22 protein-coding genes are annotated in these 25,262 nt (G+C 64.8%); 20 read left to right on the top strand and 2 right to left on the bottom strand.

Features of this window, described 5'->3' with window-relative positions:
* The 4 genes from EOA32_RS12290 to EOA32_RS12275 all read left to right on the top strand — a co-directional run.
* The coding region (locus EOA32_RS12290; protein WP_128371901.1) for an MFS transporter at positions 1-860 on the top strand (860 nt) is incomplete at its 5' end.
* A 17-nt stretch (positions 861-877) separates the two neighbouring features.
* On the top strand, positions 878-3,328 hold the full coding sequence (gene nirB, locus EOA32_RS12285) for a nitrite reductase large subunit NirB (protein WP_128371900.1): 2,451 nt from the start codon (positions 878-880) through the stop codon (positions 3,326-3,328).
* Between the two features lie 58 nt (positions 3,329-3,386).
* The gene (gene nirD, locus EOA32_RS12280; protein ID WP_128371899.1) at positions 3,387-3,716 is read left to right on the top strand and encodes a nitrite reductase small subunit NirD; all 330 of its coding nucleotides are present in this window, start codon (positions 3,387-3,389) and stop codon (positions 3,714-3,716) included.
* 3 nt (positions 3,717-3,719) lie between these two features.
* A complete protein-coding gene (locus EOA32_RS12275) occupies positions 3,720-6,389 on the top strand; it encodes a nitrate reductase (RefSeq protein ID WP_128371898.1) in 2,670 nt (889 codons plus the stop codon).
* 16 nt (positions 6,390-6,405) lie between these two features.
* Here the strand turns inward: EOA32_RS12275 and EOA32_RS12270 are convergent, their stop codons facing one another.
* Positions 6,406-7,623, bottom strand: a complete 1,218-nt coding sequence (locus tag EOA32_RS12270) for an FAD-dependent oxidoreductase (protein WP_095831624.1) — start codon at positions 7,621-7,623, stop codon at positions 6,406-6,408.
* A gap of 15 nt (positions 7,624-7,638) precedes the next feature.
* Positions 7,639-8,403: an HpcH/HpaI aldolase/citrate lyase family protein gene (locus EOA32_RS12265; protein ID WP_128371897.1), complete on the bottom strand. Its 765-nt coding sequence runs from the start codon at positions 8,401-8,403 to the stop codon at positions 7,639-7,641.
* 104 nt (positions 8,404-8,507) lie between these two features.
* Here EOA32_RS12265 and EOA32_RS12260 point away from each other — a divergent pair, with 104 nt between their 5' ends.
* From EOA32_RS12260 to EOA32_RS12185, 16 genes are all read left to right on the top strand, one after another.
* Positions 8,508-9,398 (top strand): 2-hydroxy-3-oxopropionate reductase, encoded by an 891-nt coding sequence (locus tag EOA32_RS12260; RefSeq protein ID WP_128371896.1) that lies wholly within the window; start codon positions 8,508-8,510, stop codon positions 9,396-9,398.
* Between the two features lie 3 nt (positions 9,399-9,401).
* Complete coding sequence (locus EOA32_RS12255) at positions 9,402-10,214, top strand: shikimate dehydrogenase (RefSeq protein WP_067328798.1); 813 nt, start codon at positions 9,402-9,404, stop codon at positions 10,212-10,214.
* A complete protein-coding gene (locus EOA32_RS12250; RefSeq protein ID WP_067328796.1) occupies positions 10,207-11,013 on the top strand; it encodes an SDR family oxidoreductase in 807 nt (268 codons plus the stop codon). Before EOA32_RS12255 ends, EOA32_RS12250 begins: the two co-directional genes overlap by 8 nt.
* 13 nt (positions 11,014-11,026) lie before the next feature.
* On the top strand, positions 11,027-11,374 hold the full coding sequence (locus tag EOA32_RS12245) for a RidA family protein (protein WP_095824994.1): 348 nt from the start codon (positions 11,027-11,029) through the stop codon (positions 11,372-11,374).
* Positions 11,375-11,450: 76 nt separating this feature from the next.
* The gene (locus EOA32_RS12240; RefSeq protein ID WP_189407104.1) at positions 11,451-12,239 is read left to right on the top strand and encodes a FadR/GntR family transcriptional regulator; all 789 of its coding nucleotides are present in this window, start codon (positions 11,451-11,453) and stop codon (positions 12,237-12,239) included.
* A gap of 280 nt (positions 12,240-12,519) precedes the next feature.
* On the top strand, positions 12,520-13,230 hold the full coding sequence (locus EOA32_RS12235) for an SDR family oxidoreductase (protein ID WP_128371895.1): 711 nt from the start codon (positions 12,520-12,522) through the stop codon (positions 13,228-13,230).
* Between the two features lie 11 nt (positions 13,231-13,241).
* Complete coding sequence (locus tag EOA32_RS12230; RefSeq protein WP_128371894.1) at positions 13,242-13,991, top strand: SDR family oxidoreductase; 750 nt, start codon at positions 13,242-13,244, stop codon at positions 13,989-13,991.
* A gap of 83 nt (positions 13,992-14,074) precedes the next feature.
* Positions 14,075-15,022 carry a LysR substrate-binding domain-containing protein gene (locus tag EOA32_RS12225; RefSeq protein WP_066992107.1) on the top strand — a complete coding sequence of 316 codons (948 nt, stop codon included), beginning with the start codon at positions 14,075-14,077 and terminating at the stop codon, positions 15,020-15,022.
* Positions 15,023-15,109: 87 nt separating this feature from the next.
* Complete coding sequence (locus tag EOA32_RS12220; RefSeq protein WP_082980382.1) at positions 15,110-16,144, top strand: amino acid ABC transporter substrate-binding protein; 1,035 nt, start codon at positions 15,110-15,112, stop codon at positions 16,142-16,144.
* 77 nt (positions 16,145-16,221) lie between these two features.
* The gene (locus EOA32_RS12215) at positions 16,222-17,388 is read left to right on the top strand and encodes an ABC transporter permease subunit (protein ID WP_245299545.1); all 1,167 of its coding nucleotides are present in this window, start codon (positions 16,222-16,224) and stop codon (positions 17,386-17,388) included.
* A gap of 3 nt (positions 17,389-17,391) precedes the next feature.
* The gene (locus tag EOA32_RS12210; protein WP_128371893.1) at positions 17,392-18,471 is read left to right on the top strand and encodes an amino acid ABC transporter permease; all 1,080 of its coding nucleotides are present in this window, start codon (positions 17,392-17,394) and stop codon (positions 18,469-18,471) included.
* A 13-nt stretch (positions 18,472-18,484) separates the two neighbouring features.
* Positions 18,485-19,240 carry an amino acid ABC transporter ATP-binding protein gene (locus EOA32_RS12205; protein ID WP_128371892.1) on the top strand — a complete coding sequence of 252 codons (756 nt, stop codon included), beginning with the start codon at positions 18,485-18,487 and terminating at the stop codon, positions 19,238-19,240.
* Between the two features lie 53 nt (positions 19,241-19,293).
* Positions 19,294-20,700, top strand: coding sequence for an FAD-binding oxidoreductase (locus EOA32_RS12200; RefSeq protein WP_128371891.1), 1,407 nt, complete (start codon positions 19,294-19,296; stop codon positions 20,698-20,700).
* A 117-nt stretch (positions 20,701-20,817) separates the two neighbouring features.
* Positions 20,818-22,488, top strand: coding sequence for a thiamine pyrophosphate-binding protein (locus EOA32_RS12195; RefSeq protein ID WP_128371890.1), 1,671 nt, complete (start codon positions 20,818-20,820; stop codon positions 22,486-22,488).
* Positions 22,485-24,581: a hydantoinase/oxoprolinase family protein gene (locus EOA32_RS12190; protein WP_128371889.1), complete on the top strand. Its 2,097-nt coding sequence runs from the start codon at positions 22,485-22,487 to the stop codon at positions 24,579-24,581. The genes EOA32_RS12195 and EOA32_RS12190 overlap by 4 nt, the downstream gene beginning before the upstream one ends.
* Positions 24,578-25,262, top strand: a 685-nt coding sequence (locus EOA32_RS12185; protein ID WP_145971287.1) for a hydantoinase B/oxoprolinase family protein, incomplete at its 3' end; no start/stop codon positions are given. The genes EOA32_RS12190 and EOA32_RS12185, both read left to right, overlap by 4 nt.

Here is a 25,262-nt window from a genome sequence, read left to right as displayed (position 1 = left end):
GTACGAGCGGCGCCGCGGTCACCAAGTTCCTGGCGCCGCTCGTACTGATTGCCTGGGGCTGGCAGTCGGTCGCGCTGATCTGGGCTGCGGCGCTGGTTGTCATGGCCGGCGTGTTCTGGTTCATGAGCAGCGACGATCCGGTTATCCGCGAGCGCCGTGCCGGTGAGGCAGTACCGGCGAGAAGCTTCTGGCAGGAATTCGCGCCGCTGAAGAACCTTCAGGTCTGGCGCTTCGCCTTCTACTACTTTTTTTCCTTCGGTGCGTTCGTGGCGCTGTCGCTCTGGCTGCCGCGCTATCTGATCGGCGTCTATGGCTTTGGCATCGCCACCGCCGGCATGATCGGAGCCGCCTACTCGATCCCCGCAAGCATTTTCCGCGCTTATGGCGGCGTGCTTTCCGACCGCATCGGCGCCCGTACCGTGCTCTATTGGACCTTCACCGTCTGTGCCGTCGCGACCCTCGTTCTGTCTCTCCCCTCGGCAGATTACGTCGTGCGCGGCATCAGCGGGCCGATCCCGTTCCATGTCGAGATCGGCCCGCTCGCCTTCATCGCCGTCGCCTGCGTGCTCGGCTTCTTCATGAGCCTCGGCAAGGCCGCCGTCTACAAGCACATCCCCGTCTACTACCCGCAGAGCGTCGGCGCGGTCGGCGGGGTGGTGGGCATGATCGGCGGCCTCGGCGGCTTCATCCTGCCGATCGCCTTCGGCGCGCTGAACGACCTCACCGGCGTCTGGTCGAGCTGCTTCATGCTGCTCTTCGTCATCGTGGTCTCGTGCCTTCTCTGGATGCACGCCACCATCCGCCGGATGGAGCGCGCGGCCGCCGTAAAGCCCGCGCCCCTCACCTACGCCGCCGAATAGATCGGAGCTGACCGGACATGAGCGAGAAACTCGTCATCATCGGCAACGGCATGGCCCCCGGCAGGATGCTCGAGCACCTGCTGGAAGCCGCACCCGACCGCTACGCCGTCACCATCTTCAACGCCGAGCCGCGCGTGAATTACGACCGCATCATGCTGTCGCCGGTGCTTTCGGGCGAGAAGGAGTTCGAGGAAATCGTCATCCATGGCGACGGCTGGTACATCAAGCACGGCATCACCCTCTACAAGGGCCACAGGATCGTCGCCATCGACCGCGACACGAGGACCGTCACCTCGGACCACGGCGTGACCGAAGGCTACGACAGGCTGATCATCGCCACCGGCTCGGTGCCGTTCATCATCCCGGTGCCGGGCAAGGACTTGCCGGGCGTGCTCAGCTACCGCGATCTCGACGACGTCAACGCCATGCTGCTTGCCGCGCAGTCGCGCGCCAAGGCGATCGTCATCGGCGGCGGCTTGCTCGGCCTTGAAGCGGCGGCCGGGCTTAAAGAGCGCGGCATGGACGTGACCGTCCTGCACGTCATGCCGACACTGATGGAGCGCCAGCTCGATCCGGCTGCCGGCTACCTGCTGCAGAAGGCCGTCGAGGCGCGCGGCATCAAGGTCATGACCAAGGCCAACACCAAGGCCATTGTCGGCAATGGCAAGGTCGAAGGCGTCGAACTCATGGACGGCACGATCATTCCGGCGACGCTGGTCGTGATGGCGGTCGGCATCCGCCCGAATATCGCGCTGGCCAAGGACGCAGGGCTGGAAGTCAATCGCGGCATCGTCGTCGACGACCGCATGCAGACATCCGATCCGGCGATCATGGCGCTCGGCGAATGCGCCGAGGTCGGCGGCCATGTCTACGGGTTGGTCGCGCCCCTCTACGAGATGGCCCGCGTCGCGGCAGCCGGGCTGGCGAACGGCGAGGACAGGCGCTTCGTCCATTCCGACACGCCGACCAAGCTCAAGGTCACCGGCATCGACCTTTATTCGCTCGGCGACTTTGCCGACGGCGACGACCGCGAGGAGATCATCCTGCGCGACGCATCGGCCGGCATCTACAAGCGGGTCGTGCTGCAGGACAACCGCATCATCGGCACGGTGCTGTTCGGCGAGACCGGCGACGGCGCCTGGTTCAACGATTTGAAGAAGAAGGCGACCGACATCTCGGAGATGCGCGACACGCTGATCTTCGGCCAGGCATTCCAGGGAGGCGCTTCCTCGGACCCTTTGGCGGCCGTTGCGGCACTGGCGGATGATGCGGAAATCTGCGGCTGCAACGGCGTCTGCAAGGGCAAGATCACCGGCGCGATCACCGGCAAAGGGCTGACCGGGCTCGACGACGTGCGCGTCCACACCAAGGCCTCGGCTTCGTGCGGCTCGTGCACGGGTCTCGTCGAACAACTCCTGAAACTCACGCTGGGCGAGGCCTACAATCCGGCGGCCGTGCAGCCCATGTGCGGGTGCACGAGCCTGGGTCATGACGACGTGCGGCGCCTGATCAAGGCCAAGGGGTTGAAAACGATACCGGCCATCATGCAGGAGCTCGAATGGAAGACCTCCTGCGGCTGCGCGAAGTGCCGGCCTGCGCTCAACTACTATCTGGTCTGCGATTGGCCGGACCAATATGCCGACGACTATCAGTCGCGCTTCATCAACGAGCGTGTGCATGCCAACATCCAGAAGGACGGCACCTATTCGGTCGTGCCGCGCATGTGGGGCGGCGTCACCAGCGCGAGCGAATTGCGCGCCATCGCCGACGTGGTCGATAAGTTCGACATTCCGACCGTGAAGGTGACCGGCGGCCAGCGCATCGACATGCTTGGCATCCGCAAGGAGGACCTGCCTGCGGTATGGGCCGATCTCGGCAAGGCTGGCTTCGTCTCAGGTCATGCCTATGCCAAGGGCCTGCGCACGGTCAAAACCTGCGTCGGCTCCGACTGGTGCCGCTTCGGCACGCAGGATTCGACGGGGCTGGGCATCCGCATCGAGAAGTTCATGTGGGGCTCCTGGACCCCAGCCAAGGTGAAGATGGCGGTCTCGGGATGCCCGCGCAATTGCGCGGAAGCGACCTGCAAGGATGTCGGCGTGGTCTGCGTCGACTCTGGCTACGAGATCCACTTCGCTGGCGCCGCCGGCCTCGACATCAAGGGGACCGAAGTGCTCGGCCTGGTGAAGACCGAAGACGAAGCGCTGGAGGTGATCGTGGCGCTCGTCCAGATGTATCGCGAGCAGGCCCGCTACCTCGAGCGCATCTACAAATGGGCCAAGCGCGTCGGTACCGCCGAGATAAAAAAGCAGGTCCTGGAGGACGTGGAGAAGCGCCGCGCCTACTTCGAGCGCTTCGTCTTTTCGCAAAGATTCGCGCAGGTCGACCCGTGGTCCGAACGCGTCTCCGGCAAAGACAAGCACGAGTTCCGGCCGCTGGCCTCGGTCGGGTTCGCCGAGGCGGCCGAGTGATGGAGAAGTTCGCGCCATCCTGGACGCTCGCCTATCAAGCAAATACGGGAGTGTCCCAATGAACTGGATCGCAATCGGCTCCGTTTCCGACGTCCCTCGCCGCGGCGCGCGTTGCGTGGCCACCCCGCAAGGCAAGATCGCCGTTTTCCGCACCGCGGATGATCAGGTCTTTGCCATCGAAGACCATTGCCCGCACAAGGGCGGGCCACTCAGCCAGGGCATCGTCCATGGCGCGGCGGTGACCTGCCCGCTGCACAATTGGGTGATCTCGCTGGAGACCGGCAAGGCGCTCGGCGCCGACGAAGGCTCGGTTAGGACGATCCCGGTCAGGATCGAAGGCGAACGGCTGTTCATTGCGCTCGAACCGTTGGCCTCGAAAGCGGCCTGAGCCATGGAAGAAGCACGCGAGGTGAGGACCACCTGCCCCTATTGTGGGGTGGGGTGCGGCGTGGTGGCCGAGATCGCCGCGGGTGGCAAGGCAACCGTCCGCGGCGATCCCGAGCACCCGGCCAATTTCGGCCGCCTTTGCTCTAAGGGTGCCGCGCTTGCCGAGACGCTCGGCCTCGATGGCCGCTTGCTTCAGCCGGAAATCCAAGGCAGGCAGACGAGTTGGGACGAAGCGCTCGACCTCGTCGCCGCGAAATTCTCGGACGCGATTGCCGAGCATGGGCCGGACTCGGTCGCCTTCTATGTCTCCGGCCAGTTGCTTACCGAAGATTACTACGTCGCCAACAAGCTGATGAAAGGCTTCATCGGCTCGGGCAATATCGATACCAATTCGCGGCTGTGCATGGCGTCGTCGGTCGCCGGCCACCGCCGCGCTTTCGGCGAGGACATCGTTCCCGGTGTCTATGAGGATTTCGAGCACGCCGATCTGATCGTGCTCACCGGCTCCAACACCGCATGGTGCCACCCCGTGCTCTACCAGCGCATGCTCGCGGCGCAGCGCGAACGCGGAACCAGGATCGTCGTCATCGATCCGCGCCGCACCGCCACGGCCGACGAATGCGACCTGCACCTGGCGCTTGATCCGGGCACGGACGTGCTCTTGTTCAACGGCCTTCTGGCGCATCTCGTCCAGAGCGGAAAGATCGACGCGGATTTCATCCGCACCAGCACATCGGGCTTCGAAGCCGCTGCCGCGCTGGCCGGTGCCGATGCGCCGTCGGTCGCGCGCGTCGCAAAAGGCTGCGGGCTGGTGGCCACGGATGTCCAGGCCTTTTATGAGATCTTCGCCGGCACCGAACGGACGGTCACCGTCTACAGCCAGGGCGTCAACCAGTCGGCACATGGAACCGACAAGGTCAGCGCCATCCTCAACTGCCACCTCGCCACCGGCCGCATTGGCAAGCCAGGCATGGGGCCGTTCTCGGTCACGGGCCAGCCGAACGCCATGGGCGGCCGCGAGGTGGGGGGCCTCGCCAACCAACTTGCCGCGCACATGGACTTCGCGGATCAGGCCGCTGTCGAGCGGGTCTCCCGCTTCTGGAAGGCGCCCGGAATCGCGCGACGCGGCGGGCTGAAGGCCGTGGACATGTTCCAGGCGGTTGCCGACGGCCGCATCAAGGCGCTGTGGATCATGGGCACTAATCCCGCGGTGAGCATGCCGGACGCGTCGCGCGTGCGCGCCGCCCTGTCCAAATGCGATTTCGTCGCGGTTTCGGATGTGACCCGCACCGACACCACGCGCTATGCCGACGTGCTGCTGCCCGCCGCTGCCTGGGGCGAGAAGGACGGCACGGTCACAAATTCGGAACGGCGCCTCTCGCGTCAGCGGCCGTTCGTGCCGTCGCCGGCCAAAGTGAAAGCCGATTGGCGCATCATCTGCGAGGTCGCCGCGCGCATGGGCTTCGGCGATGCTTTTGCCTACCAGACGCCGGCGGAAATCTTCCGCGAGCATGCCGCGCTCTCGGCTTTCGAGAACAATGGGGGGCGCTTGTTCGATCTGGGCGGCCTGACGGACCTCAGCGATGCGGGCTATGCCGGCTTCGCGCCGCGCCACTGGCCGGCACCAGAATCGCGCGAGTACCAGACGAGATTGTTTGCGGACGGTCGTTTCCCGACACCGGACGGCCGTGCGCGTTTCGTGCCGGTGCGGCAGGAGGCGACGGCGTTTACAGTCGATGCGGACTATCCGCTTGCGCTGAACACGGGCCGGTTGCGCGACCAATGGCACACCATGACGCGTACCGGCACCGTGCCGCGCCTGATGGCCAACACGCCGGAACCGGCGGTCGACCTCAATGCGGCGGAAGCGGCCGCGCACCAGCTCAAGGATGGTGACCTTGCCCATCTGTCGACGCGCTTCGGTTTCGTGCGCGCGAGAGTACGTGTGACCAACGCGCAGCGGCGCGGCCATGCCTTCATGCCCATGCATTGGAGCGGCCAGTTCGCGGCCAGGGCCGCCGCCGGCCTGCTGTCCTCGCCTGTCACCGACCCGCATTCCGGCCAGCCGGAACTGAAGCATGTCCCAGTCAGAATCGTGCGCGAAAACACTGGATGGGCCGGCGTGCTCATCACGCGGCGCGACCTCAGGCCGACCGGTTTCGTCCACTGGAGCCGCTACGCGGTCGAAGGCGGCTGGGTCTACGAACTGACGGGGACCGAACCGCCGGACCAGGGCATTCTTCTGGCGCGCAAGCTGCTCGGCGTTCAACGGCAGGATCAACTGCTCGAATACACCGATCGCCGCGGGCTCGCTTATCGCGCCGCTGCGATCGACGAAGGCGGCGCCATGGCTGAGGCCGTGCTGGTCGCCGCTCCAGACCAGTTGCCGACGCGGGACTGGCTGGTCTCGCTGCTGGCCACCCGCCAGCCGCTGTCGCCAGCCGATCGCCATGCGCTTCTTTCCGGGCGTTCACCAGCGCCGATGCCCGCCATCGGGCGGGTCGTGTGCTCATGCTTCCACATCGGCGTCAACCAGCTCGCTTCGGCGGTCGCTGCGGGCTGCGACAGTCTGGAGGCGATCGGCTCGACGCTGCGCGCCGGAACCAACTGCGGGTCGTGCCGCTCGGAGATAAGGGCGATCATCGACGCCCGGCACGTTCAGGCCGCCGAGTGAAATTCTCCCGAACCGTTCAGATCACCGCTTCTTCCAGGAATGGTTCATTGCGCGGGATGCGCTCGTAGCAGAACGGTGACAGGTCCAGCGTCTGGAAGGCGCCGTGAACGATCAGCTCCGATACCGCCCGGCCGACCGCCGGCGACTGCTGCAGGCCGTGCCCTGAGAAGCCGTTGGCGAACATGAAGTTCTTCACCTCCGGGTGAAAGCCGACGATGCCGTTGTGGTCGAGCATGTTGTATTCGTAGTGGCCGGTCCAACTGGTCTGGACCTTGAGCGCGTCGAAGGCCGGAATGCGGTGCCACAGCGCCGGCCAGATATAGTCGTCGAACTCCTCGAAATGCATTTCGAAATCATCGTAATCGGCCGGCCCGTCGCCCTGCGGCGTGTTGCCGGTGAGGAAGAGCTCGCCTTCCGGGCGCACGAAAGTGCCGGAAAGGTCGATGACGTTGGGCATTCGCCCAGGGATCGGGTTGGCGCTGGCGAAGACGAAGCTGTAGCGCTTGTACGGGGCTACCGGGATGGAAAGGCCGGCCATGGCAGCGACCTGCTGCGCTCGCGGGCCGGCGGCGTTGACCAGGGTTCCGCAAGCGACTGTCTCGCCGGTCGCCAGCCGAGCGGAGACAACCCGCCCATCGACGACATCCAGTCCGGTCACGGCATTGTCGATGTACTCGACCCCGCTGGCGCGGGCGGCGCGGCGGAAGCCGTTCAACATGCCCATGGAATCGAACCAGCCCTCTTCGCGCGCACCCCACGAACCGCCCCCGAGGTCGTCGACATTCAGCCAGGGGAAGCGTTCCTTCAGCGGACCCGGCTCGAGGAAGACGGTGTGGGCGCCGAGGCTGCGCTGCAGCTCGACCCGCTCCTTGGCCGCCTCCACGCCTTCCGGCGAGCAGCAATAGAGATATCCGTGCTCCTTGAAGCCGAGATCGGGCGCCGGCTCGTTCGTGTAGAAGGGCGCCATCCGCTCCTGGAAACCGCGGATGATCTCGATGCCGAACTGGCTGATCTTCACATTGATCGGATTGGAGTATTGCTGGCGGATGGCGCTGGTGGAGAGCGCCGTCGAGGAGAATTCGTAGCTGGAGTCGCGCTCGACCACGAGGATCGAGGCGCCACTGCCCAGCGCCTGGCTCAGCCAATAGGCCGTCGACGAGCCGATGACCGCGCCGCCGACGATGACGATGTCGTAGGCGTTGCGCGAAGGTGGTTTGTAAGCGGGGATCGCCACGGCCGTCTCCCGAGTCTAGTGGTTGAAGGACGCAATCAGGGCGTCCGAGCCTCGCGCCAACAGGCCGAGGTCGGAACCGACGGCAACCATGCTGAAGCCTGCGGCGAGATAGCGGTCGGCGTCGGCCTTAACGGGAGCCAAAATCCCGCTCGCCTTGCCTGCCGCGGCCGCGGCCTTGCGCACGGAAGCGATCGCTTCCTGCACCTGCGCTGCGCCGGGATTGCCCATCGCGCCCATATTCGTGGAAAGATCGCCGGGCCCGACAAACAGAACGTCCACGCCTTCCACCGCTGCGATCTCAGCCGCATTGGCGACGCCGGCCGCGTCCTCGATCTGCACCGCCAACAACTGCTGCTCGCGCGCTTTCGCATGATACCCGGCGATACGGCCGAAGGCGTTGGCGCGATGGCCGACCGAGAAGCCGCGGAAGCCGCCCGGAGCATAGGTCATCGCCGCGACGATTGCGCGCGCCTGCTCCGGCGTGCGCACATTCGGAATCATCAGGCTGCGGGCACCGACATCCAGAGCCTGCTTCATCAGGTTGGGATCGTCGGACGGCAGGCGCACCACTGCCTCGCACGGAAATGCCGCCGCGACCTGAAGCTGCGCCATGATGCTGCGCAGATCGTTGGGGCTGTGCTCGCCGTCGATCAGCAGCCAGCCCGCTCCGGAACCAGCCACCACTTCTGTGGTCAGCGCTGAAGCCAGCGAGCACCAGATGCCGATATGAGGCCGGCCGGCCTTAACGGCCGCCTTCAGCGAATTGACGCGCTCTTGCATTTGCGATCGGTCTCCAGTGGAAGAGGCATTGAAATTTGTATGATGTCCTATATCATACGCATCCATTGAGCTGCAAGACGCTCTGGCGAGCACGGGAGTTGCGCATGAAAATCGGTTTCATCGGACTTGGCGTTATGGGCGCGCCCATGGCGCGGCATCTTGCCGATGCCGGGCACGAGATCGTCACGGTGCTCAATCGCTCTCCTCTGCCTGCCGATCTGAAAGCGTCGGTGCTGGCTTCCCCGGCGGAAGTGGCGCGGGGTTGCGAAATCATCATCACCATGCTGCCCGATACGCCCGACGTGGAGCGCGTCCTGCTCGGGCCGGGTGGCGTGCTCGAAGGGATTTCAGCCGGCAAGCTGGTCATCGACATGAGCTCGATCAGCCCGATCGCCACCGCGCAATTCGCGGCGAAGTTCAGGGAAGCGGGAGGCGGCTTCCTCGACGCACCCGTCTCCGGCGGCGAGGTCGGCGCAAAAGCGGCGGGTCTCACCATCATGGTCGGCGGGCCGGCTGCCGAATTCGAGCGCGCGCTGCCCATCTTCGAAAAGCTCGGCAAGAATATCACCCTGATCGGCGAGAAGAACGGCGCCGGCCAGACCTGCAAGATAGCCAACCAGATTATCGTCGCGCTCAACATAGAAGCCGTTGCCGAAGCGCTTGTTTTTGCCAGCAAAGCGGGCTGCGATCCGGCGAAGGTCCGAAGCGCGCTGATGGGCGGCTTCGCCTCGTCCCGCGTGCTCGAAGTGCATGGCGAGCGCATGATCGCCCGCACCTTCGCGCCGGGCTTCCGCATCCGCTTGCACCAGAAGGATCTCAACCTCGCGCTCGAAAGCGCCCGCGCGCTTGGAGCCGCCCTGCCGAGCACGGCGCTGGCGCAGCAACTGATGAATGCCTGTGCGGCCCGCCCGGGCGGCGCGGAAGCAGACCACTCGTCGCTCGTCCGGGCTCTCGAGGTCCTGAGCGATCATGAACTGTCAAACGGAAAGGAATAACCGATGCGCGGAACCGGCAAGGCCGATGTCTTCGTCATGCTGGCCCATCCCGTGGGCCACGCGAAAAGCCCTGGCATCTTCAACGAGATCTTCGAGCAGAAGGGGCTCGACAGTCTGATGGTGCCGCTGAGCTGCCGTCCGGAAGATTTCGATACTTTCTGGGCCGGCATCACGGCGGCGGAGAACATCCGCGGCGTCATCATCTCGGTGCCCTATAAGGTCCCGGTCTACCACAAATGCGCCGCCGCCCACGATCGCGCCGCGCGCGTGCAGAGCGCGAATTCCGTGCGCCGGCAGGCGGACGGCACCTGGTATGCCGACAATTTCGACGGCGTCGGCTTCATCGACGGCTTGAAGGCCGGCGGACACCGGATCGCCGGCCGGCGCATCCTCCAGGTCGGCGCAGGCGGTGCGGGCGCATCGCTGACCTACTGCCTCGCCGAGGAAGGCGCGACGGAGATCCGCCTCGCCGACATCGACAGGGAACGCGCGCAAAAGCTCGCTTCGCTGGTCAGCAGGTCGTTCCCCGATTGCCGCATCGAGGTCGGCGAACCCGATCCGTCCGGAATGGACATGGCGATCAACGCGACGCCCTCCGGGCTGAAGGCCGGCGATCCGCTGCCGATGGATGTGAACAAGCTGACGCCGGAGATGACCGTGGTCGACATCATCATGGAGCCGGCCGAAACGGCCCTGCTCAAGGCGGCGAAAGAGATCGGCTGCCGCATCCAGCCCGGACGCCCGATGATGGACTTCCAGGTCGAGGCCATGGCCGCATTCTTCGACATCGAGCGAAAGGAGCGCCACAATGGCTGAGGCTTCGACCGCGGTCGTCATCGGCGGTACGTCCGGGATCGGCCGCGCTATTGCGGAGCGCTTCGCCGAGGAAGGCTACCAGGTGGTCGTCGCAGGCCGGGACGCGAGCCGCGGCAAGGAAGCCGCCGAGGCCTGCGAGAGCGCCGGCGCCCCACGCGCCGCGTTTGTCCAGACCGATGTCGGCGATCCCGCTTCCGTCGAGGCGCTGGCGCAAGACGTCAGCAATGCGTTCGGCACCCCTCATGTCGTGGTCAACTGCGCCGGCATCCTGCAGAGCGGCAAGCATGTGCTCGACCAGGACCTCACCGAAGACGAGCAGATGTGGCGGATCAACTATCGCGGCACGCTGCTTGGCTGCCAGCTGTTCGGCCGGCTGATGTCGGCCGCCGGGCGCGGCGCGATCCTCAATGTTGGCTCGCTCGCCTCCTTCGCGCCGCTGTCGCTTCCGGCCTACACGCCCGGAAAGCATGCGGTCCTGGCGCTCACCCAGATCCTGGCTGCCGAACTCGGCCCGCATGGAGTCCGTGTGAACGCCGTAGCGCCGGGCTATACCCTCTCCGACGGGCTGAAGGCCAGGATCGCCAAGGGCGAACGCAACCCGGAAGCGATCCAGGCCACCACCGCGCTGCGCCGCTTCGTCGAGCCGCGCGATGTCGCCGAGGCGGCGCTGTTCCTCTGCTCCGACCGTGCCGCCTCGATCACCGGCGTCACGCTGCCCGTCGATGCCGGCTGGCTCGTCCAGGCGCCGTACGCGCAGTACCTGCAGGGCAACCCCATCCGGCAGACGCCGGCAATCTGACGAGGAAGATCCAGTGGGCGATATCCAGCGCTTCGACTTCGACACCCGCATCCATCATGGCGTTATCCACAACGGCACGCTCTACCTGACCGGCCAGGTTGCCAGGCCGGGCCAACCGGCGGCCGACCAGATGCGCGAGGTGCTCGCCAAGATCGATGCCCTGCTCGCCACGGCAGGCACCGACAAGACCCGCATCCTCCACGTCCAGATGTGGCTGGACGACGTGCGGGATTTCGACGAAGTCAATGCGGTCTGGGACGCCTGGATGCCGAAAGAGCATGCGCCGGCACGCTCTTCCGGCGAGGGGCGGATGGCCAAGCCCGGCATGCTGGTCGAACTGATCGTCACCGCGGCGGTTTGAATGGTCTCGCCGGTTCGGGCATCATCCCGAATCTGAACTTGAACGGCCCTAGTCTGGACTTGAACGGAAGGCCTGAATGACGAAGCGCAAGCCGCTTTCCACCCTCGTGGCGGAGAGCCTGGCCGAAAAAATCCGCTCCGGTGAGTTGCAGCCGGGCGCGCAACTGCCGACCGAGGCGGAGCTTTGCGCCGAATACGATGTCAGCCGCACCGTCGTGCGCGAAGCCGTGGCGCGGCTGCGCTCCGAGGGCATGGTGGTGCCGCAGCAGGGTCGCGGCATGTTCGTCAGCGAAACACCCGTGCCGCGCAATTTCTCGATCCCGGACGAGGCGCTGAGAACCTTGCCGGAAACCATCGCCTTGCTCGAACTCAGGTTGAGCGTCGAAGTCGAATCCGCCGGGCTCTGCGCCGAACGCCGCACCGACAAGGAGGCGAGCGCCATCCGTGCCATGATGGATGACATCGACGCGCAGCAGGCCGACCCGGCGGCCGTCCAGATCCACTACGACTACGATTTCCACCTCGCGATCGCCAAAGCCGCGCGCAACGAATTCATCCATGGCTTCCTGGCCTATCTCGGACCGATGATCGTGCCGCGCTTCCAGCTCGGCTATGTCGTCGAGCCGGCCCTGAAGGACAGCTATTACGCTCGCATCCACAGCGAGCACAAAGCCATCGTCGATGCCATCGAAAGACAGGACGGCGGCAAGGCCCGCCAGGCCATGCGCAAGCATCTGTACAACAGCCTCGGGCGCGTTCGCGCCCTGGCGCGGGCTTCCGGAGTCGAGGCGACCGACGCGGAGCAAAAGGCCGCCGCAGCCTCGCTCTTCACCGAAATGAAAAGGCCTGCGCCAACGGCCGGTTAGGGCCGGGACGGGTTCGATCCTTCGCGTGGGCACCGAATGTGACTTGCCGCGCGTCGCGAAAGCCGTGTTTTTGTTCCACCGACGACCGGGAACCTTCTCCCGCGCGCCGACGGGATTGTTTTCCTTTGGTTCGCAGCGTGGGAGGCCGCGCAGGCAGCGTGGAACGTTTGAACTGCCGGAAAGGCTCTCGAAAGTTTATCTTTCCTTTTTGTTGCTTTTCTTGGTTTCGCGGCACCGGTCGAGGCCGCAGACTGAAGATCAGGCAATAGGGGAAGCCCACGTGACGACAGCCTTCATCACAGGTGCGACGAGCGGCATTGGGCGAGCCATCGCCGTCGCGTTGAGCGACGCCGGCTACGACGTCTATGCGGTCGGCCGCAGCCAGGCCGCGCTCAAAGAACTGCAGGCCGAGCGTCCGGGCATCCTGCCGATCGCCGTTGACGTTACCGACCGCGAGGCTTTGGAATCGGTCCTGGCCGATCTCACCATCGATGTGCTGATCAACAACGCCGGCATCATGCCGCCGCTCGGCAATTTCGCCGACATGACGATCGCAGACATCGACACCACGTTGGAGGTGAACCTTAGCGCGGCGATCCTGCTCACCCGCCTCGTCGTGCCGCAGATGCGCGAGCGCCAGTCCGGCCACATCTTGTTCACCGGCTCCACCGCCGGCCACGCGGCCTATTCCAACATCGCCGTCTATTCGGCCACCAAGGCGGCGATCTCCGGCTTTGCCGCTGCCTTGCGCGCCGACCTCTCGCCGTCCGGCATACGCGTCACCGAGATCGTCGCCGGTCGGGTCGAGACGCAGCTCTACAAAGGCATCCTCGACGCCGACGCCCAGGCGGCGATGTACGCCGGAAAAGTAGTGCAGCCGGACGACGTGGGCAGGATGGTCGTCGCTGTGCTGGCGCTCCCCGCATGGGCCGACGTTACCCGTTTCGACATCATGCCGACCTGGCCGACCTCGCCCAGCCGCACCAAGTAAGGAAAACTGCAATGAAGTATCTTTCCGTTCTGATCGTCGGCGGCGGCGCCGGCCTTGGCGCCCTTCTCGCCCGCATGGCTGTGGAGGCCGGGGCGGCAAAGATCGGCATCATCGACATCAACCAGGAAGCCGCTGAGAGCGCTCTCGACGCGGCGAAGTCCAAGGGCCTGCCCACGGCTGCCGCAGCTTGCGACATCCAGGTCGGACCGCAGTGTCACGCCGCCTTCGACGCCATTGTCGCGAAGCTCGGGCGCGTCGACACGCTGATCAATTGCGCCGCGATCTATCCTCGGCGTCCGCTCCTCGAGATCACCGACGCCGAGTGGGACGCCTCCAACGGCATCAACATCAAGGGCACGTACCACATGATGGTGGCGGCCGTTCGCCACATGCAGTCGCAAGAGCCAAAAGCGCATGTGCGTGGAAGGATCGTAAACCTCACTTCCGTCGACGCCTTCAAGGCGCATCCGCAGAACGCCCATTATGCGGCGACCAAGGCCGCCGTCGTCAGCCTCACGCGCTCCTTTGCCCATCACGTCGCCAAGGACGGGATTTTGGTGAATTCCGTCGCGCCCGCCGGCATGGCCACCGAGAAGGCCAAGGCGCTCGGTTTTCTCGAGGAATTGGCCAAGGCAAGCCCGCTCGGCCGCGGCGCCGAGCCGACCGAGATCGCCGAGTGGGTGCTCATGACCGGCGGCCCGAAGAACACCTATATGACCGGTGAAAACGTAATCGTCTCAGGCGGTTACATCTACGCCTGAATCGGTTTTCATAAGCCGGCGGCGTCTGAAATCCAGCAGTGCATGATCAACGGAGTCTCGAACGAAAGGAGGCGGACTTCACGATGACCGGCAAGCTTCGCCTTCCTTCGCTCAATGCGCTTCGCGTCTTCCACGCCGTCGCACAGCACAAGAGCTTCCGGCAGGCCGCCGACGAGCTCCTGGTGACGCCGCAAGCCGTCGGTCAGCAGATCAAGCTTTTGGAAGACACGCTGCAGGTGACGCTGTTCGAGCGCAAGGGGCGCTCGATCGAGCTGACTGAGTCGGCGATCCTGCTCTCGCACTATGTCAAAGCCGGCTTCGACGAATTTTCCGAAGGCGTTCGCCGCGTCACCAAATCGAACTACCGGGACCGCATCAATCTCAATGCGAGCCCCTACTTCGCGACGCACTATCTGCTGCCCAGGCTTTCATTGTTCCGCGAGATCCTGCCGGGCGCTGATCTGCGCCTGACGACGATGGTCGACCTGCCCGATTTCGGGCGTGACGACATCGATATGACGGTGCAGTGGGGCTATGGCAACTGGCCGGACTACGAGACCACGCTGCTGGTGCCGGACCCGAAGATCATATGCTGCACCCCGGCGATTGGCGAGAAGATCAAGTCGGCGCAGGACCTGACGCGGTTCACGCTGCTCGACACCGTCAAGTCGAAGCGGCTGTGGCCCGACATATTGCGGCACCTCGGAGTGGAACTGGCTGAAGGCGACCGCAGCATCGGCTTCGATGACGCCGCCACCATGCGCCGTGCGACGCTCCAAGGCATCGGTGTCGGCCTGGTTTCCGTCATCGATGCCGAGGAGGACTTCAGGTCGGGCGCGCTGGTCGCGCCACTTGGCCGTGACGCCCTCTCGGACATGAAGCCGGAAGAAGTCCCCGGCTTCTACCTCGTCATGCCGCGCGGGCATCTGCGCGTGAAGGCGGTGGCCGCCCTGCATCGCTGGCTCGTCCAGCAGGATTGGGGCAGCGACCTCAAGCTTTCTCTGCCGAAACCGACACCGCTCTCCGATTAGGAGCGGCTTAGCGACCGAGGGCCGAAGCGCGTGTTTCGGGCCTCCAACAACAAGAACAAGTGAACCTCAACAGTGGAGACAACAAACATGAAAATGACGAAATGGGGGGCCGCAGCCATGGCCCTTGGCCTGGTTCATTTTGCGGCGCCGGCCGAGGCGGCGGGCGGCAAGACGCTGGAAACCGTGAAGGCGCGCGGCGTGCTCAACTGCACGGGCCATGACGGCTCCTATCTCGGCTTCGCCGAGGTAGACGACAAGGGCAACTGGAAGGGCATGGACATCGACCTCTGCAAGGCGGTGGCGACCGCCGTGTTCGGCGACCCGGCCAAGCTGAAGATCGTCCCGATCAGCTGGGCGCAGCGCTGGCCGTCGCTGCAGTCGGGGGACGTCGACATCATCATCAAGGCGTCGGGCGGCACGCTCAGCCGAGATACCGAGCTCGGCCTGCAATTCTCGATGTCCTATTACCTCGGAACGACCAAGGTGATGGCGCATAAGGAGCTCAATCTGAAGTCGCTCAAGGACGCCGATGGCGGCTCGATCTGCATCCCCGCGGGGACGACCATCGAGCAGCAGGTCGCGGCCTATGCGCAGAAGGTCGGGATCAAGCTGGAGCCTGTCGTCATCGAAAAGACGGAAGAGCTCGAGCAAGCATACTTCTCGGGGCGCTGCGACATGTATGCCCAGTGGGGGCCAGTTCTCGCAATCGCGCGTGTCGCCAAGGGCAAGGTCGACGACCACGTGATCCTGCCCGACGTGCTCGCCGTCGAACCCGAGGTCATGATCGTGCGGCAAGGCGACGACAACTGGGTCGACGTCGCCAACTGGACGCTCTCCGCCCTGCTCTTCGCCGAGCAGGAAGGCATCACGTCCAAAAATGTCGATGAGATCAAAGCCAAGCCCACGTCGCCGGCGGTCGCCAAGTTCCTCGGTGCCGCGCCAGGCATGGGCAAGGGTCTCGGACTTCCTGACGACTGGGCCTACAACGTGATCAAGAAGGTCGGCAATTATGGCGAGATCTTCGATCGCGATCTCGGCAAGGAGTCGCCCTACAAGATGGATCGCGAGCTCACCAACCTGTGGAACAATGGCGGCGTCCTGTTCCCGCTGGTGATCGACTGACTCCACCTCTTAACGCAGCTCGCTCTGAGCTCCGCCTGGCACCGCCAGGCGGAGCCGGCGACAATTCGGGGAAGACCATGATGGTCAGCCTGCTAAGAAATCAGAGGGTCCGCAATACGCTTTTACAGGTTCTTTATGTCGGCTCGCTTGCCGCGATGATCCTTGCCTGCGTGATGATTGCCCGGCGGAACCTGGCGCAGCAAGGCATCACCTCCGGCTTCGACTTCCTGTTCAAGTCGACGGGCTGGGATGTCAACTTCTCGCTGCCGCCCGCCACCGCCAACGACCCCTACTGGTGGTTCTTCCTCATCGGCGTCATCAATACGCTATTCCTGGGATGCACCGGGCTGATCCTGGCGACGATCGTCGGCACCATCGTTGGCCTGGCGCGGACTTCCTCGAACGAACTGGCGCGGCTGCTTGGCCGCACCTATGTCGACATCTTCCGCAACATCCCGCTGATCCTCCAGGTCTTCTTCTGGTACGCCGTCATCACGCATCTGCCGACGCCACGCGCCGCGCACGAGGCCTTCGGCATGCTGCTGACCAGCCGCGGCCTCTATGTGCCGGTCCCCAATGTCGGCGGCGTCGCGTTTGCGGCAGCTTTCCTTGCTGTAATCGCGGCGATCGCGCTGCCGGTTTGGCTGGGCCGGACCACGCGCCTCAGCCAACCGCCCGGCGAGCGGCTCGGCATTCAACTGACCGCGGCCGCGACGGCACTGGCCAGCGCAGTCATTGTCCTTGCGCTGGGTCGCCTGCCGGACCTGCCGCTGCTCGACTTCCCTGCCCTGCAAGGCCTCAACCTCAAGGGCGGCCTGCGCATTCCTCCCGAATTTTCCGCTTTAGCCATCGCCATCGCCATCTATGGCGGCTCCTACATCGCCGAAATCGTGCGCGGCGGCTTCAAGGCCGTTGGCAAGGGCCAGATGGAGGCCGCACTTTCGCTGGGGCTGAGCCCCTGGCGCGTGTTCACGCTGGTGCGGCTGCCGCTGGCGCTGCGTGCCATGCTGCCGATCCTCGCGAACCAGTATGTCTGGCTGATGAAGGCGACGACCATGGGCATTGCGGTGGGCTTCACCGACTTCTTCATGATCGTGGCGCTGACCATCAACCACTCCGGCCAGACGCTGGAGGCGATCGGTATCCTGATGGCGGGCTTCCTGGCGATCAATCTCAGCCTGGCAGCCGTGTTCAACCGCATCAACAAAACCATTGCCCTCAAGGGCAATCAGTTGAGGGGGTGAGTGATGGAGATGGTAATTGTCGCTCCCCCTGCCCCTGGCAAGCTCGAAGACGTGAGGCGCCGTTTCTTCGCCACGCCGCTGCAGGCGCTGCTGTCGCTGATATCGCTGGCGATCATGGCTTTCGTTCTCTGGAAGCTGCTGAACTGGGCGGTGTTCTCAGCGGTGTTCACCACCAGCGGCGGGCCTGAGGCCTGCCAGGCGGCGGCAGGAGCCTGCTGGTCGGTCATTGCCGCCAGGTGGCGCATCATCCTCTTCGGCCTCTATCCCTTCGAGGAGCAATGGCGCTCGGCCTTGGCCTGTGTGGCCGTCGTGGTCATGACCGTGCTGAGCTGCATCCCGGCCTTTTGGACCGGCAGCCGCATCGCGCTCGTCTGGGGCGCCGGAACGGCGCTCTACTATGTGCTGATGAAAGGCGGCGTGCTCGGCCTTCCCTATGTCGGGGAGGAAGCCTGGGGCGGGCTGGCGCTCACCCTTTTCATCTTCGTCACCACCTGCCTGATCGGCTTCCCGCTGGCGATCTGCCTGGCTCTCTTGCGCCGCTCGGAGCTGCCCTGGATATCCAGGACCACGGGCCTGATCATCGACGGAGTGCGCTCGCTGCCGCTGATCGCTATTCTCTTCACCTTTGCCGTCGTGCTGCCCTTCGCGCTGCCGCAATGGATGGCAGGCGACAAGCTGTACCGAGTCATTCTCGGCTCGGCCCTGTTCTTCTCGGCCTATCAGGCCGAGATCGTGCGCGGCGGCATGCAGGGCGTTCCGAAGGGCCAGGAGGAAGCCGCCATGGCGCTCGGCATGAGCTACTGGCAGCGCATCGGCCGCATCCTCCTGCCGCAGGCCATGCGCAACGCGCTGCCGGCGACGATCAACCAGTTCGTGATCTCGTTCAAGGAAACCTCGCTGGTGGTTATCGTCGGTTTCTTCGAGATCCTCGCTTCCGGCAATGCCGCCTACGGCACCGGCGAATGGCGCTTCGCCTATGTCGAGGTCTATGCCTTCATTGCGCTTATCTATTTCGTCTTCGTCTTCAGCCTGTCCCGCTACGGTGCTTACCTCGAGCGCCGCATGTCGGTCGGCGAACGGTAGGGAGGCGCGCAAAGTGAATTCGACGCAGTCATCCGGCGCCGCGGTTCATATCGAGAACCTGGACAAATACTACGGCTCTTTCCAAGCTCTGCGGAACATAAACCTTTCCGTGAAGCGCGGAGAAAAGATCGTTGTCTGCGGCCCCTCGGGCTCCGGCAAGTCGACCATGATCCGCTGCATCAATCGGCTCGAGCAGCACAATGGCGGGCGCATCACCGTGCTCGGCACCGAGCTCAACGACGATGTCGGCAACATTGACGGGATCAGGCGCGAAGTCGGCATGGTGTTCCAGCACTTCAACCTGTTCCCGCACATGACAGTGCTGGAGAACTGCATGATCGCACCGATGATCGTGCGCAAGCGACCGCGCGCCGAGGCCGAGGCGACCGCCCGGCGCTATCTGGAGAAGGTCCGCATTCCCGAGCAGGCGACGAAGTTTCCCGGACAGCTCTCCGGCGGCCAGCAGCAGCGGGTGGCGATTGCTCGCGCGCTTTGCATGCAGCCGCAGCTCATGCTGTTCGACGAGCCGACGTCGGCGCTCGACCCGGAAATGATCGCCGAAGTGCTGGACGTCATGGTGACCCTTGCTTCGGACGGCATGACGATGATCTGTGTCACGCACGAGATGGGCTTCGCGCGCCGCGTCGCCGACCGCGTCATTTTCATGGACCGCGGCGAAATCGTCGAGGAGGCGCCGCCGGAGCAGTTCTTCACCTCTTGCCGGAACGAGCGCACCCGGCAATTCCTGTCGCAGGTGCTGGGTCATTGAGCCAGGCGCCGCTGCTGTCTATACGCGGCGTGCCACACATCGCAGGTATCGCAATGACCGACCCCGTGACCGCTTTGCGCGAGATTCTCGGACCGAAAGGCTGGCTTTCGGGCACCGACGCCGAGCCTTATCAGCGCGACTGGCTGAACCGCTATGGCGTCGCGCCTTTGGGCGTTGCCAGGCCCGCAAACACGGCCGAAGTTGCGGCAGTCGTCAAGGCATGCCGGATGGCCGGCTTGGCCGTGATTCCGCAAGGCGGAAACACCGGCCTATGCGGCGGCGCCGTCGCCGATCGGGCGAGCGCGGTGATCGTCTCGCTTTCGCGCATGACGGCAATAGGCGAACCGGATCCGGAGAGCGGGTCGATTGCGGTTGACGCGGGCGTTGTGCTCGCCGCGTTGCACGACGTGCTGGAGCCGCATGGCCTGATGTTCCCGATGCATCTCGGCGCCGAAGGCAGCGCCAGGATCGGCGGCCTGATCGGCACCAATGCCGGCGGCAGCCAGGCGTTTCGCTATGGCATGATGCAGGACCTTGTGCTCGGCCTCGAAATCGTGACCCCGGACGGCGCGATGTGGGACGGCCTTCGCGCGGTGCAGAAGGACAATGCCGGCTATCAGCTGCGCAAGCTGTTCTGCGGTGCCGAAGGCACGCTCGGCATCGTCACGCGCGCTGTCCTCAGGCTCTATCCCACCCCAAAACAACAGGCGAGCGCGCTTCTGGTAATGTCCGACTTCGCCGCGGCCGTTTCCTTCGGCACCTATCTGCGCGGCGAGGCCGGCGAGTTCCTTGCCGGGCTCGAATTCTTCTCCGATGTCGGCCTGACGCTGGCGCTCAAGCATCTGCCTGATCTCGCCTACCAGCTGGAAACACGAGGCGACGTCTACCTGCTCGTCGAACTGGCGTCAGGTTCGGCGCGCGTTCCGCTGGACGAGATCCTCGCTTCGGCACTGGAATGGGGTATGGAGGAAGGTCTGGTCGTGGATGGCGCGCTGGCCAATTCGGGCGCGCAGCGGGCGCAATTCTGGCGGCTGCGCGAGGAACAACCCGAGGGGCAGCGGCTGGAAGGCGAACAGTTGAAGCACGACATCTCGGTGCCGCCGGGCGCCATCGCCCGCTTCATCGAGACCGGCGCCGGGATTTGCGACGACATCCTGCCCGGCGTGCGGATCAACCCATTCGGGCATCTCGGCGACGGCAACATCCACTACAATCTGTCGCCGCCGGAAGGCCGCGCCGATTTCGACGGCAAGCCGGGACAATTTGCCGAGGCGCTGGCTGCGCTCGCTACCGAGATGGGGGGCAGCTTCGCGGCGGAACATGGGCTTGGGCGCGCCAAGATCGCCATGGCCGAGCGGAATCGCAGTTCTGTGGAGCGGGAACTCATGGCGCGGCTGAAGGGCGCGTTCGACCCGCAGGGCACGATGAATCCCGGCGTCCTGGTTCGAATTGCAGAATAAAGAAAAACTTTCGAATGGATCGCATTTCTTGATTTCGCGTCGGCCCGCCAGAGTGCAGGTATAAGTTCGAAAGGCAGGCTCCGTCTGCTTGCCACCAGCGTAAGAGGATGCCGAAGCATGGTCCGCAATGGCGGTCGCCTTCTTGTCGAGTGCCTGATCTCGCTTGGCGCGACCAAGAGCTTCGGCGTTCCCGGCGAAAGCTATCTCGCCGTTCTCGACGCGCTGCACGACACGCGTGGAAAGCTGGACTACGTGCTCTGCCGCAATGAGGGCGGTGCGGCTTTCATGGCTTCCGCCTACGGCAAGCTGACGGGCACGCCGGGCATCTGCTTTGTGACGCGCGGCCCGGGCGTGACCAATGCCAGCATCGGCGTGCACACCGCCATGCAGGACAGTTCGCCGATGATCCTCTTCGTCGGCCAGGTCGGCACCGACATGAAAGGCCGCGAAGCCTTCCAGGAAATAGACTACCGGGCGGTGTATGGAACCGTCGCAAAATGGGCGGTCGAGATCGATGACGTCGATCGTCTTCCCGAAATCGTGGCGCGGGCCTGGACCACCGCTTTGACCGGACGGCCCGGCCCCGTAGTGGTCGCGCTGCCGGAAGACATGCTGACGGCCATGACCGGAGCCGCGCCGCTCGGCGGACCGGCGTCTGTCTTCGAAGCGGCGCCGGCACAGGAGGCAATTGCGTCGGTATTGAAGATGCTTGCCGCCGCCGAAAATCCGGTGCTGCTGATGGGCGGCACCAACTGGACGGCTGACGGACGCGCGGCGCTTCAGGCTTTCGCTGAGGCCTCCGATATCCCGGTCGTGACAGCCTTCCGGTATCAGGACCAGTTCGACAACCATTCGCCGGTGTTTGTCGGCGAGGCCGGCGTCGGGATGGTGCCGCATGTGAAAAACCTGATCCGCGATGCGGACGTGATCCTCGCCGTCAATGTCCGCTTCGGCGAGATGACGACCGACGGCTACACCCTGCTCGAAGTTCCCGTACCGCGCCAGAAGCTGATCCACGTGCACGGCTCCGATCGCGAGATCGGCAAGATCTATGTGCCCACGATCGGTATCCATGCCGGTCCGAACGCCTTCGCCAAGGCGCTCACCCCGATCAAGGGTTCTTGGGCCGACTGGCGCACGACGGCACGCAAGGCCTATGAAGGCACGTTCGCTGCGCCCGTGCAGCCCGGCCCGGTCGACATGGTCGCGGTCAGCACCTGGCTGCGCGAGAATCTCCCGGCCGACGTCATCCTTACCAACGGCGCCGGCAATTTCACCGTGTGGCCGAACAAGTTCTTCAAGTTTGGACCGCAAGCGCGCCTGCTTGCGCCGCAATCCGGCGCCATGGGCTATGGCCTGCCGGCCGCGATCGCGGCCAAGGTCGCATACCCGCAACGCACCGTGGTCTGCTTTGCCGGTGACGGCGATTTCCAGATGAACTGCCAGGAACTCGGAACCGCCATGCAGGCCGGCGCGCAGCCGATCGTGCTGATCGTCAACAATGGCATCTACGGCACCATCCGTGCCCATCAGGAGCGCAACTATCCGGCTCGCGTCTCCGGAACCTCGCTCGAGAATCCCGACTTCGTGGCGCTGGCGAAGGCCTATGGCTTTCACGCCGAGCGGGTCGAATCCACGGGGGATTTCGCGGCGGCGTTCGAGCGGGCGCTTAGCTCGACGACCGGCGCCGTCCTCGACATCGCCATCTCGCCCGAAGCGATAACGCCCCGGCAGACCCTCTCTCAGATGCGCGACGCCGCGCTCGCTTCCCAGAAGGCCAAGTCATGACCTCCGGAACTGACGACATCCGTCTCGGCGCGGACATCGGCGGCACCTTCACCGACATCGCCCTTGATGTCCGAGGGACGATGTTTTCGACCAAGGTGCTGACCAACTATGCGGCTCCCGAGCAGGCGATCCTCGACGGCATCGCCATCGTCATTCGCGACGCCGGAATTTCGCCGTCCGAGATCGGCATCATCATCCACGGCACGACACTCGCCACCAACGCGCTGATTGAGCGCCGTGGCGCGAAGACCGCGCTGGTCACGACGGAAGGGTTCCGCGACGTGATCGAGATGCGAACCGAAAACCGCTTCGAGCAGTATGATCTGAACCTGCAACTGCCGACGCCGCTGATCCCGCGCGAGGATCGCTTCACCGTCAAGGGCCGCATCGGCGCGGAAGGCCAGGAGTTGCAGCCGCTCGACGAAGCCGCTCTGGAAGAGATCGCCGACCGCATTGCGGCGGGTGGTTTCGGCTCGGTGGCGATCGGCTTCATCCATGCCTATGCCAACCCCGACCACGAGCGCCGGGCGCGCGAGATCCTCGCCAGAAAACTCGGCATCCCGATCTCGATCAGCGCCGAAGTCTCGCCGCAGATGCGTGAGTTCGAACGCTTCAACACGGTCTGCGCCAACGCCTATGTGCGGCCGCAGATGGCCGACTATCTCGCCCGCCTGCAGACGCGCCTGAAGGACATGGGCGCCGATTGCCCCGTCTTCATGATCCATTCCGGCGGCGGCCTGATCTCGGTGGAAACCGCTTCGGAATTTCCGGTCCGGCTGGTGGAATCCGGCCCGGCGGGCGGCGCGATCTTCGCCGCAGACGTCGCCAGGCGCTTTGGTCTTGAGAAGGTCGTCTCCTACGACATGGGCGGAACCACCGCCAAGATCTGCCTGATCGAGGACTATGCGCCGCGCACTGCGCGAACTTTCGAAGTGGCGCGCACCTACCGCTTCTCGAAGGGCTCGGGCATGCCGATCTCCATCCCGGTTATCGAGATGATCGAGATCGGCGCCGGCGGCGGTTCCATCGCCTGGGTCGACGCCATGGGCCGTATCCAGACCGGGCCGGAGAGTGCCGGCTCGGAGCCGGGGCCGGCCTGCTACGGGCGCGGCGGCAACCGTCCGGCGATCACGGATGCCGATCTCGTGCTCGGCAAGCTCGACCCCGACAATTTCGCCGGCGGGGCGATCAAGCTGGACAGCACTGCGTCCGAGCAGGCGATTCTGCGCGATGTCGGCGAGCGGCTGTCGCTCGATGCCATGTCGACGGCCTTCGGCATCTGCGAGGTGGTGGACGAGAACATGGCCAATGCTGCCCGCGTCCATGCGGTCGAGAACGGCAAGAACATATCCGACAATCTGATGATTGCCTTCGGCGGCGCCGCCCCGCTTCACGCGGCGAGACTGTGCGAAAAGCTCGGCATCGACCAGTGCATCGTTCCGCGCGGCGCCGGCGTCGGCTCGGCGATCGGCTTCCTCAAGGCGCCGTTCGGCTACGAGGCGCTGGCCTCGAAGCTGACGCGCCTGTCGCGGTTCCAGCCTGCCGAAGTGAATGCCCTGCTCGCCGATCTCAAGGCCTCCGCCGAGGGTTTTGTGCGCGGCGGCGCCAGCGGCAGGATCGTCTGCGAAATCACCGCCTTCATGCGCTATGCCGGCCAGGGCTGGGAAATCCCCGTGCCGGTGGCAGACGAGCCGTTCGGAGACGATGCCGTTGCAGAACTCAAGGCGTTGTTCGAGGAGAATTACCAGCGCTTCTTCGGCCGCGCCATCGAGGGGCTCGACGGACTAGAAATCGAGATCGTCACCTGGTCGGTCAAGGCGACGGATGTCCGTCCCGCCGTTGCCAGGCACGAGCTCACAATCGGCAAGAGGAAGAGCGAACTCAAAACGACCCGCGAGGTGTTCGATCCCGTCAGCGGTGCGCCGCGCAGCTACGGCATCGTCGAGCGCGACACGCTCCGTCCCGGCGATCGGATCGCGGGCCCCGCGGTCATCGTCGAGCGCGAAACTTCCACCGTCGTCACCACCAGCTTCGACGCCGTCATCCAGAGCGACGGCGCGATCCTTCTGATCCGCAAAGGCAGCCAGGCATGAGCGATATTGGCGAAATCCGCATGCAGGTCATGTGGAACCGGTTGATCTCGGTGGTCGAGGAGCAGGCGCTCACCCTCCTGCGCACCGCCTTCTCGACTTCGGTGCGCGAATCCGGCGACCTGTCGGCTGGCGTGTTCGACCCGCGCGGCCAGATGCTTGCGCAGGCAGTCACCGGCACGCCGGGCCACGTCAACACCATGGCCGAGGCGGTGCTGCATTTCATGCACGAAATCCCGCGCGACCAGATGTTCGAAGGCGACACTTACGTCACCAACGATCCCTGGCAGGGCACCGGCCACCTGCACGACATCACCATGGTGTCCCCGTCCTTCCTCAACGGCGAGCTCGTCGCCTTCTTCGCCTGCACGGCGCATGTCGTCGATGTCGGCGGGCGCGGCTTCGGCGCCGACGGCAAGTCGGTCTACGAGGAAGGCATCCAGATCCCGATCATGAAGTTCGCGGAAAAGGGCAAGGTCAATCTCGATCTGGTCAGGATCCTGCGCGCCAATGTCCGCGAGCCCAACCAGGTGGTCGGCGATTTCTATTCGCTCGCCGCCTGCAACGAGGTCGGACACCGGCGCCTCGTCGACATGATGAAGGAGATCGGCCTGACCTCGCTGGATGGGTTAGGCGATTTCATCTTCTCGCGCACCCGCGACGCCATGCTGGAACGCATCGAGG

The organism is Mesorhizobium sp. M1A.F.Ca.ET.072.01.1.1 (assembly GCF_004023325.1).
Lineage (GTDB): Bacteria > Pseudomonadota > Alphaproteobacteria > Rhizobiales > Rhizobiaceae > Mesorhizobium.
The sequence above is the reverse complement of the archived record's forward strand: the minus strand, read 5'-3'. Positions and strand labels throughout refer to the sequence as shown.

Bases quoted from the DNA above. Each gene is read 5' to 3' on its own strand.
- nirD (WP_128371899.1), top strand. From the start codon at position 3,387: ATGAACTGGATCGCAATCGGCTCCGTTTCCGACGTCCCTCGCCGCGGC.
- EOA32_RS12210 (WP_128371893.1), top strand. From the start codon at position 17,392: ATGGAGATGGTAATTGTCGCTCCCCCTGCCCCTGGCAAGCTCGAAGAC.
- EOA32_RS12265 (WP_128371897.1), bottom strand. From the start codon at position 8,403: ATGCAAGAGCGCGTCAATTCGCTGAAGGCGGCCGTTAAGGCCGGCCGG.
- nirB (WP_128371900.1), top strand. From the start codon at position 878: ATGAGCGAGAAACTCGTCATCATCGGCAACGGCATGGCCCCCGGCAGG.
- EOA32_RS12225 (WP_066992107.1), top strand. From the start codon at position 14,075: ATGACCGGCAAGCTTCGCCTTCCTTCGCTCAATGCGCTTCGCGTCTTC.
- EOA32_RS12255 (WP_067328798.1), top strand. From the start codon at position 9,402: ATGCGCGGAACCGGCAAGGCCGATGTCTTCGTCATGCTGGCCCATCCC.
- EOA32_RS12275 (WP_128371898.1), top strand. From the start codon at position 3,720: ATGGAAGAAGCACGCGAGGTGAGGACCACCTGCCCCTATTGTGGGGTG.
- EOA32_RS12240 (WP_189407104.1), top strand. From the start codon at position 11,451: ATGACGAAGCGCAAGCCGCTTTCCACCCTCGTGGCGGAGAGCCTGGCC.
- EOA32_RS12215 (WP_245299545.1), top strand. From the start codon at position 16,222: ATGATGGTCAGCCTGCTAAGAAATCAGAGGGTCCGCAATACGCTTTTA.
- EOA32_RS12200 (WP_128371891.1), top strand. From the start codon at position 19,294: ATGACCGACCCCGTGACCGCTTTGCGCGAGATTCTCGGACCGAAAGGC.
- EOA32_RS12230 (WP_128371894.1), top strand. From the start codon at position 13,242: ATGAAGTATCTTTCCGTTCTGATCGTCGGCGGCGGCGCCGGCCTTGGC.
- EOA32_RS12190 (WP_128371889.1), top strand. From the start codon at position 22,485: ATGACCTCCGGAACTGACGACATCCGTCTCGGCGCGGACATCGGCGGC.
- EOA32_RS12250 (WP_067328796.1), top strand. From the start codon at position 10,207: ATGGCTGAGGCTTCGACCGCGGTCGTCATCGGCGGTACGTCCGGGATC.
- EOA32_RS12220 (WP_082980382.1), top strand. From the start codon at position 15,110: ATGAAAATGACGAAATGGGGGGCCGCAGCCATGGCCCTTGGCCTGGTT.
- EOA32_RS12260 (WP_128371896.1), top strand. From the start codon at position 8,508: ATGAAAATCGGTTTCATCGGACTTGGCGTTATGGGCGCGCCCATGGCG.
- EOA32_RS12195 (WP_128371890.1), top strand. From the start codon at position 20,818: ATGGTCCGCAATGGCGGTCGCCTTCTTGTCGAGTGCCTGATCTCGCTT.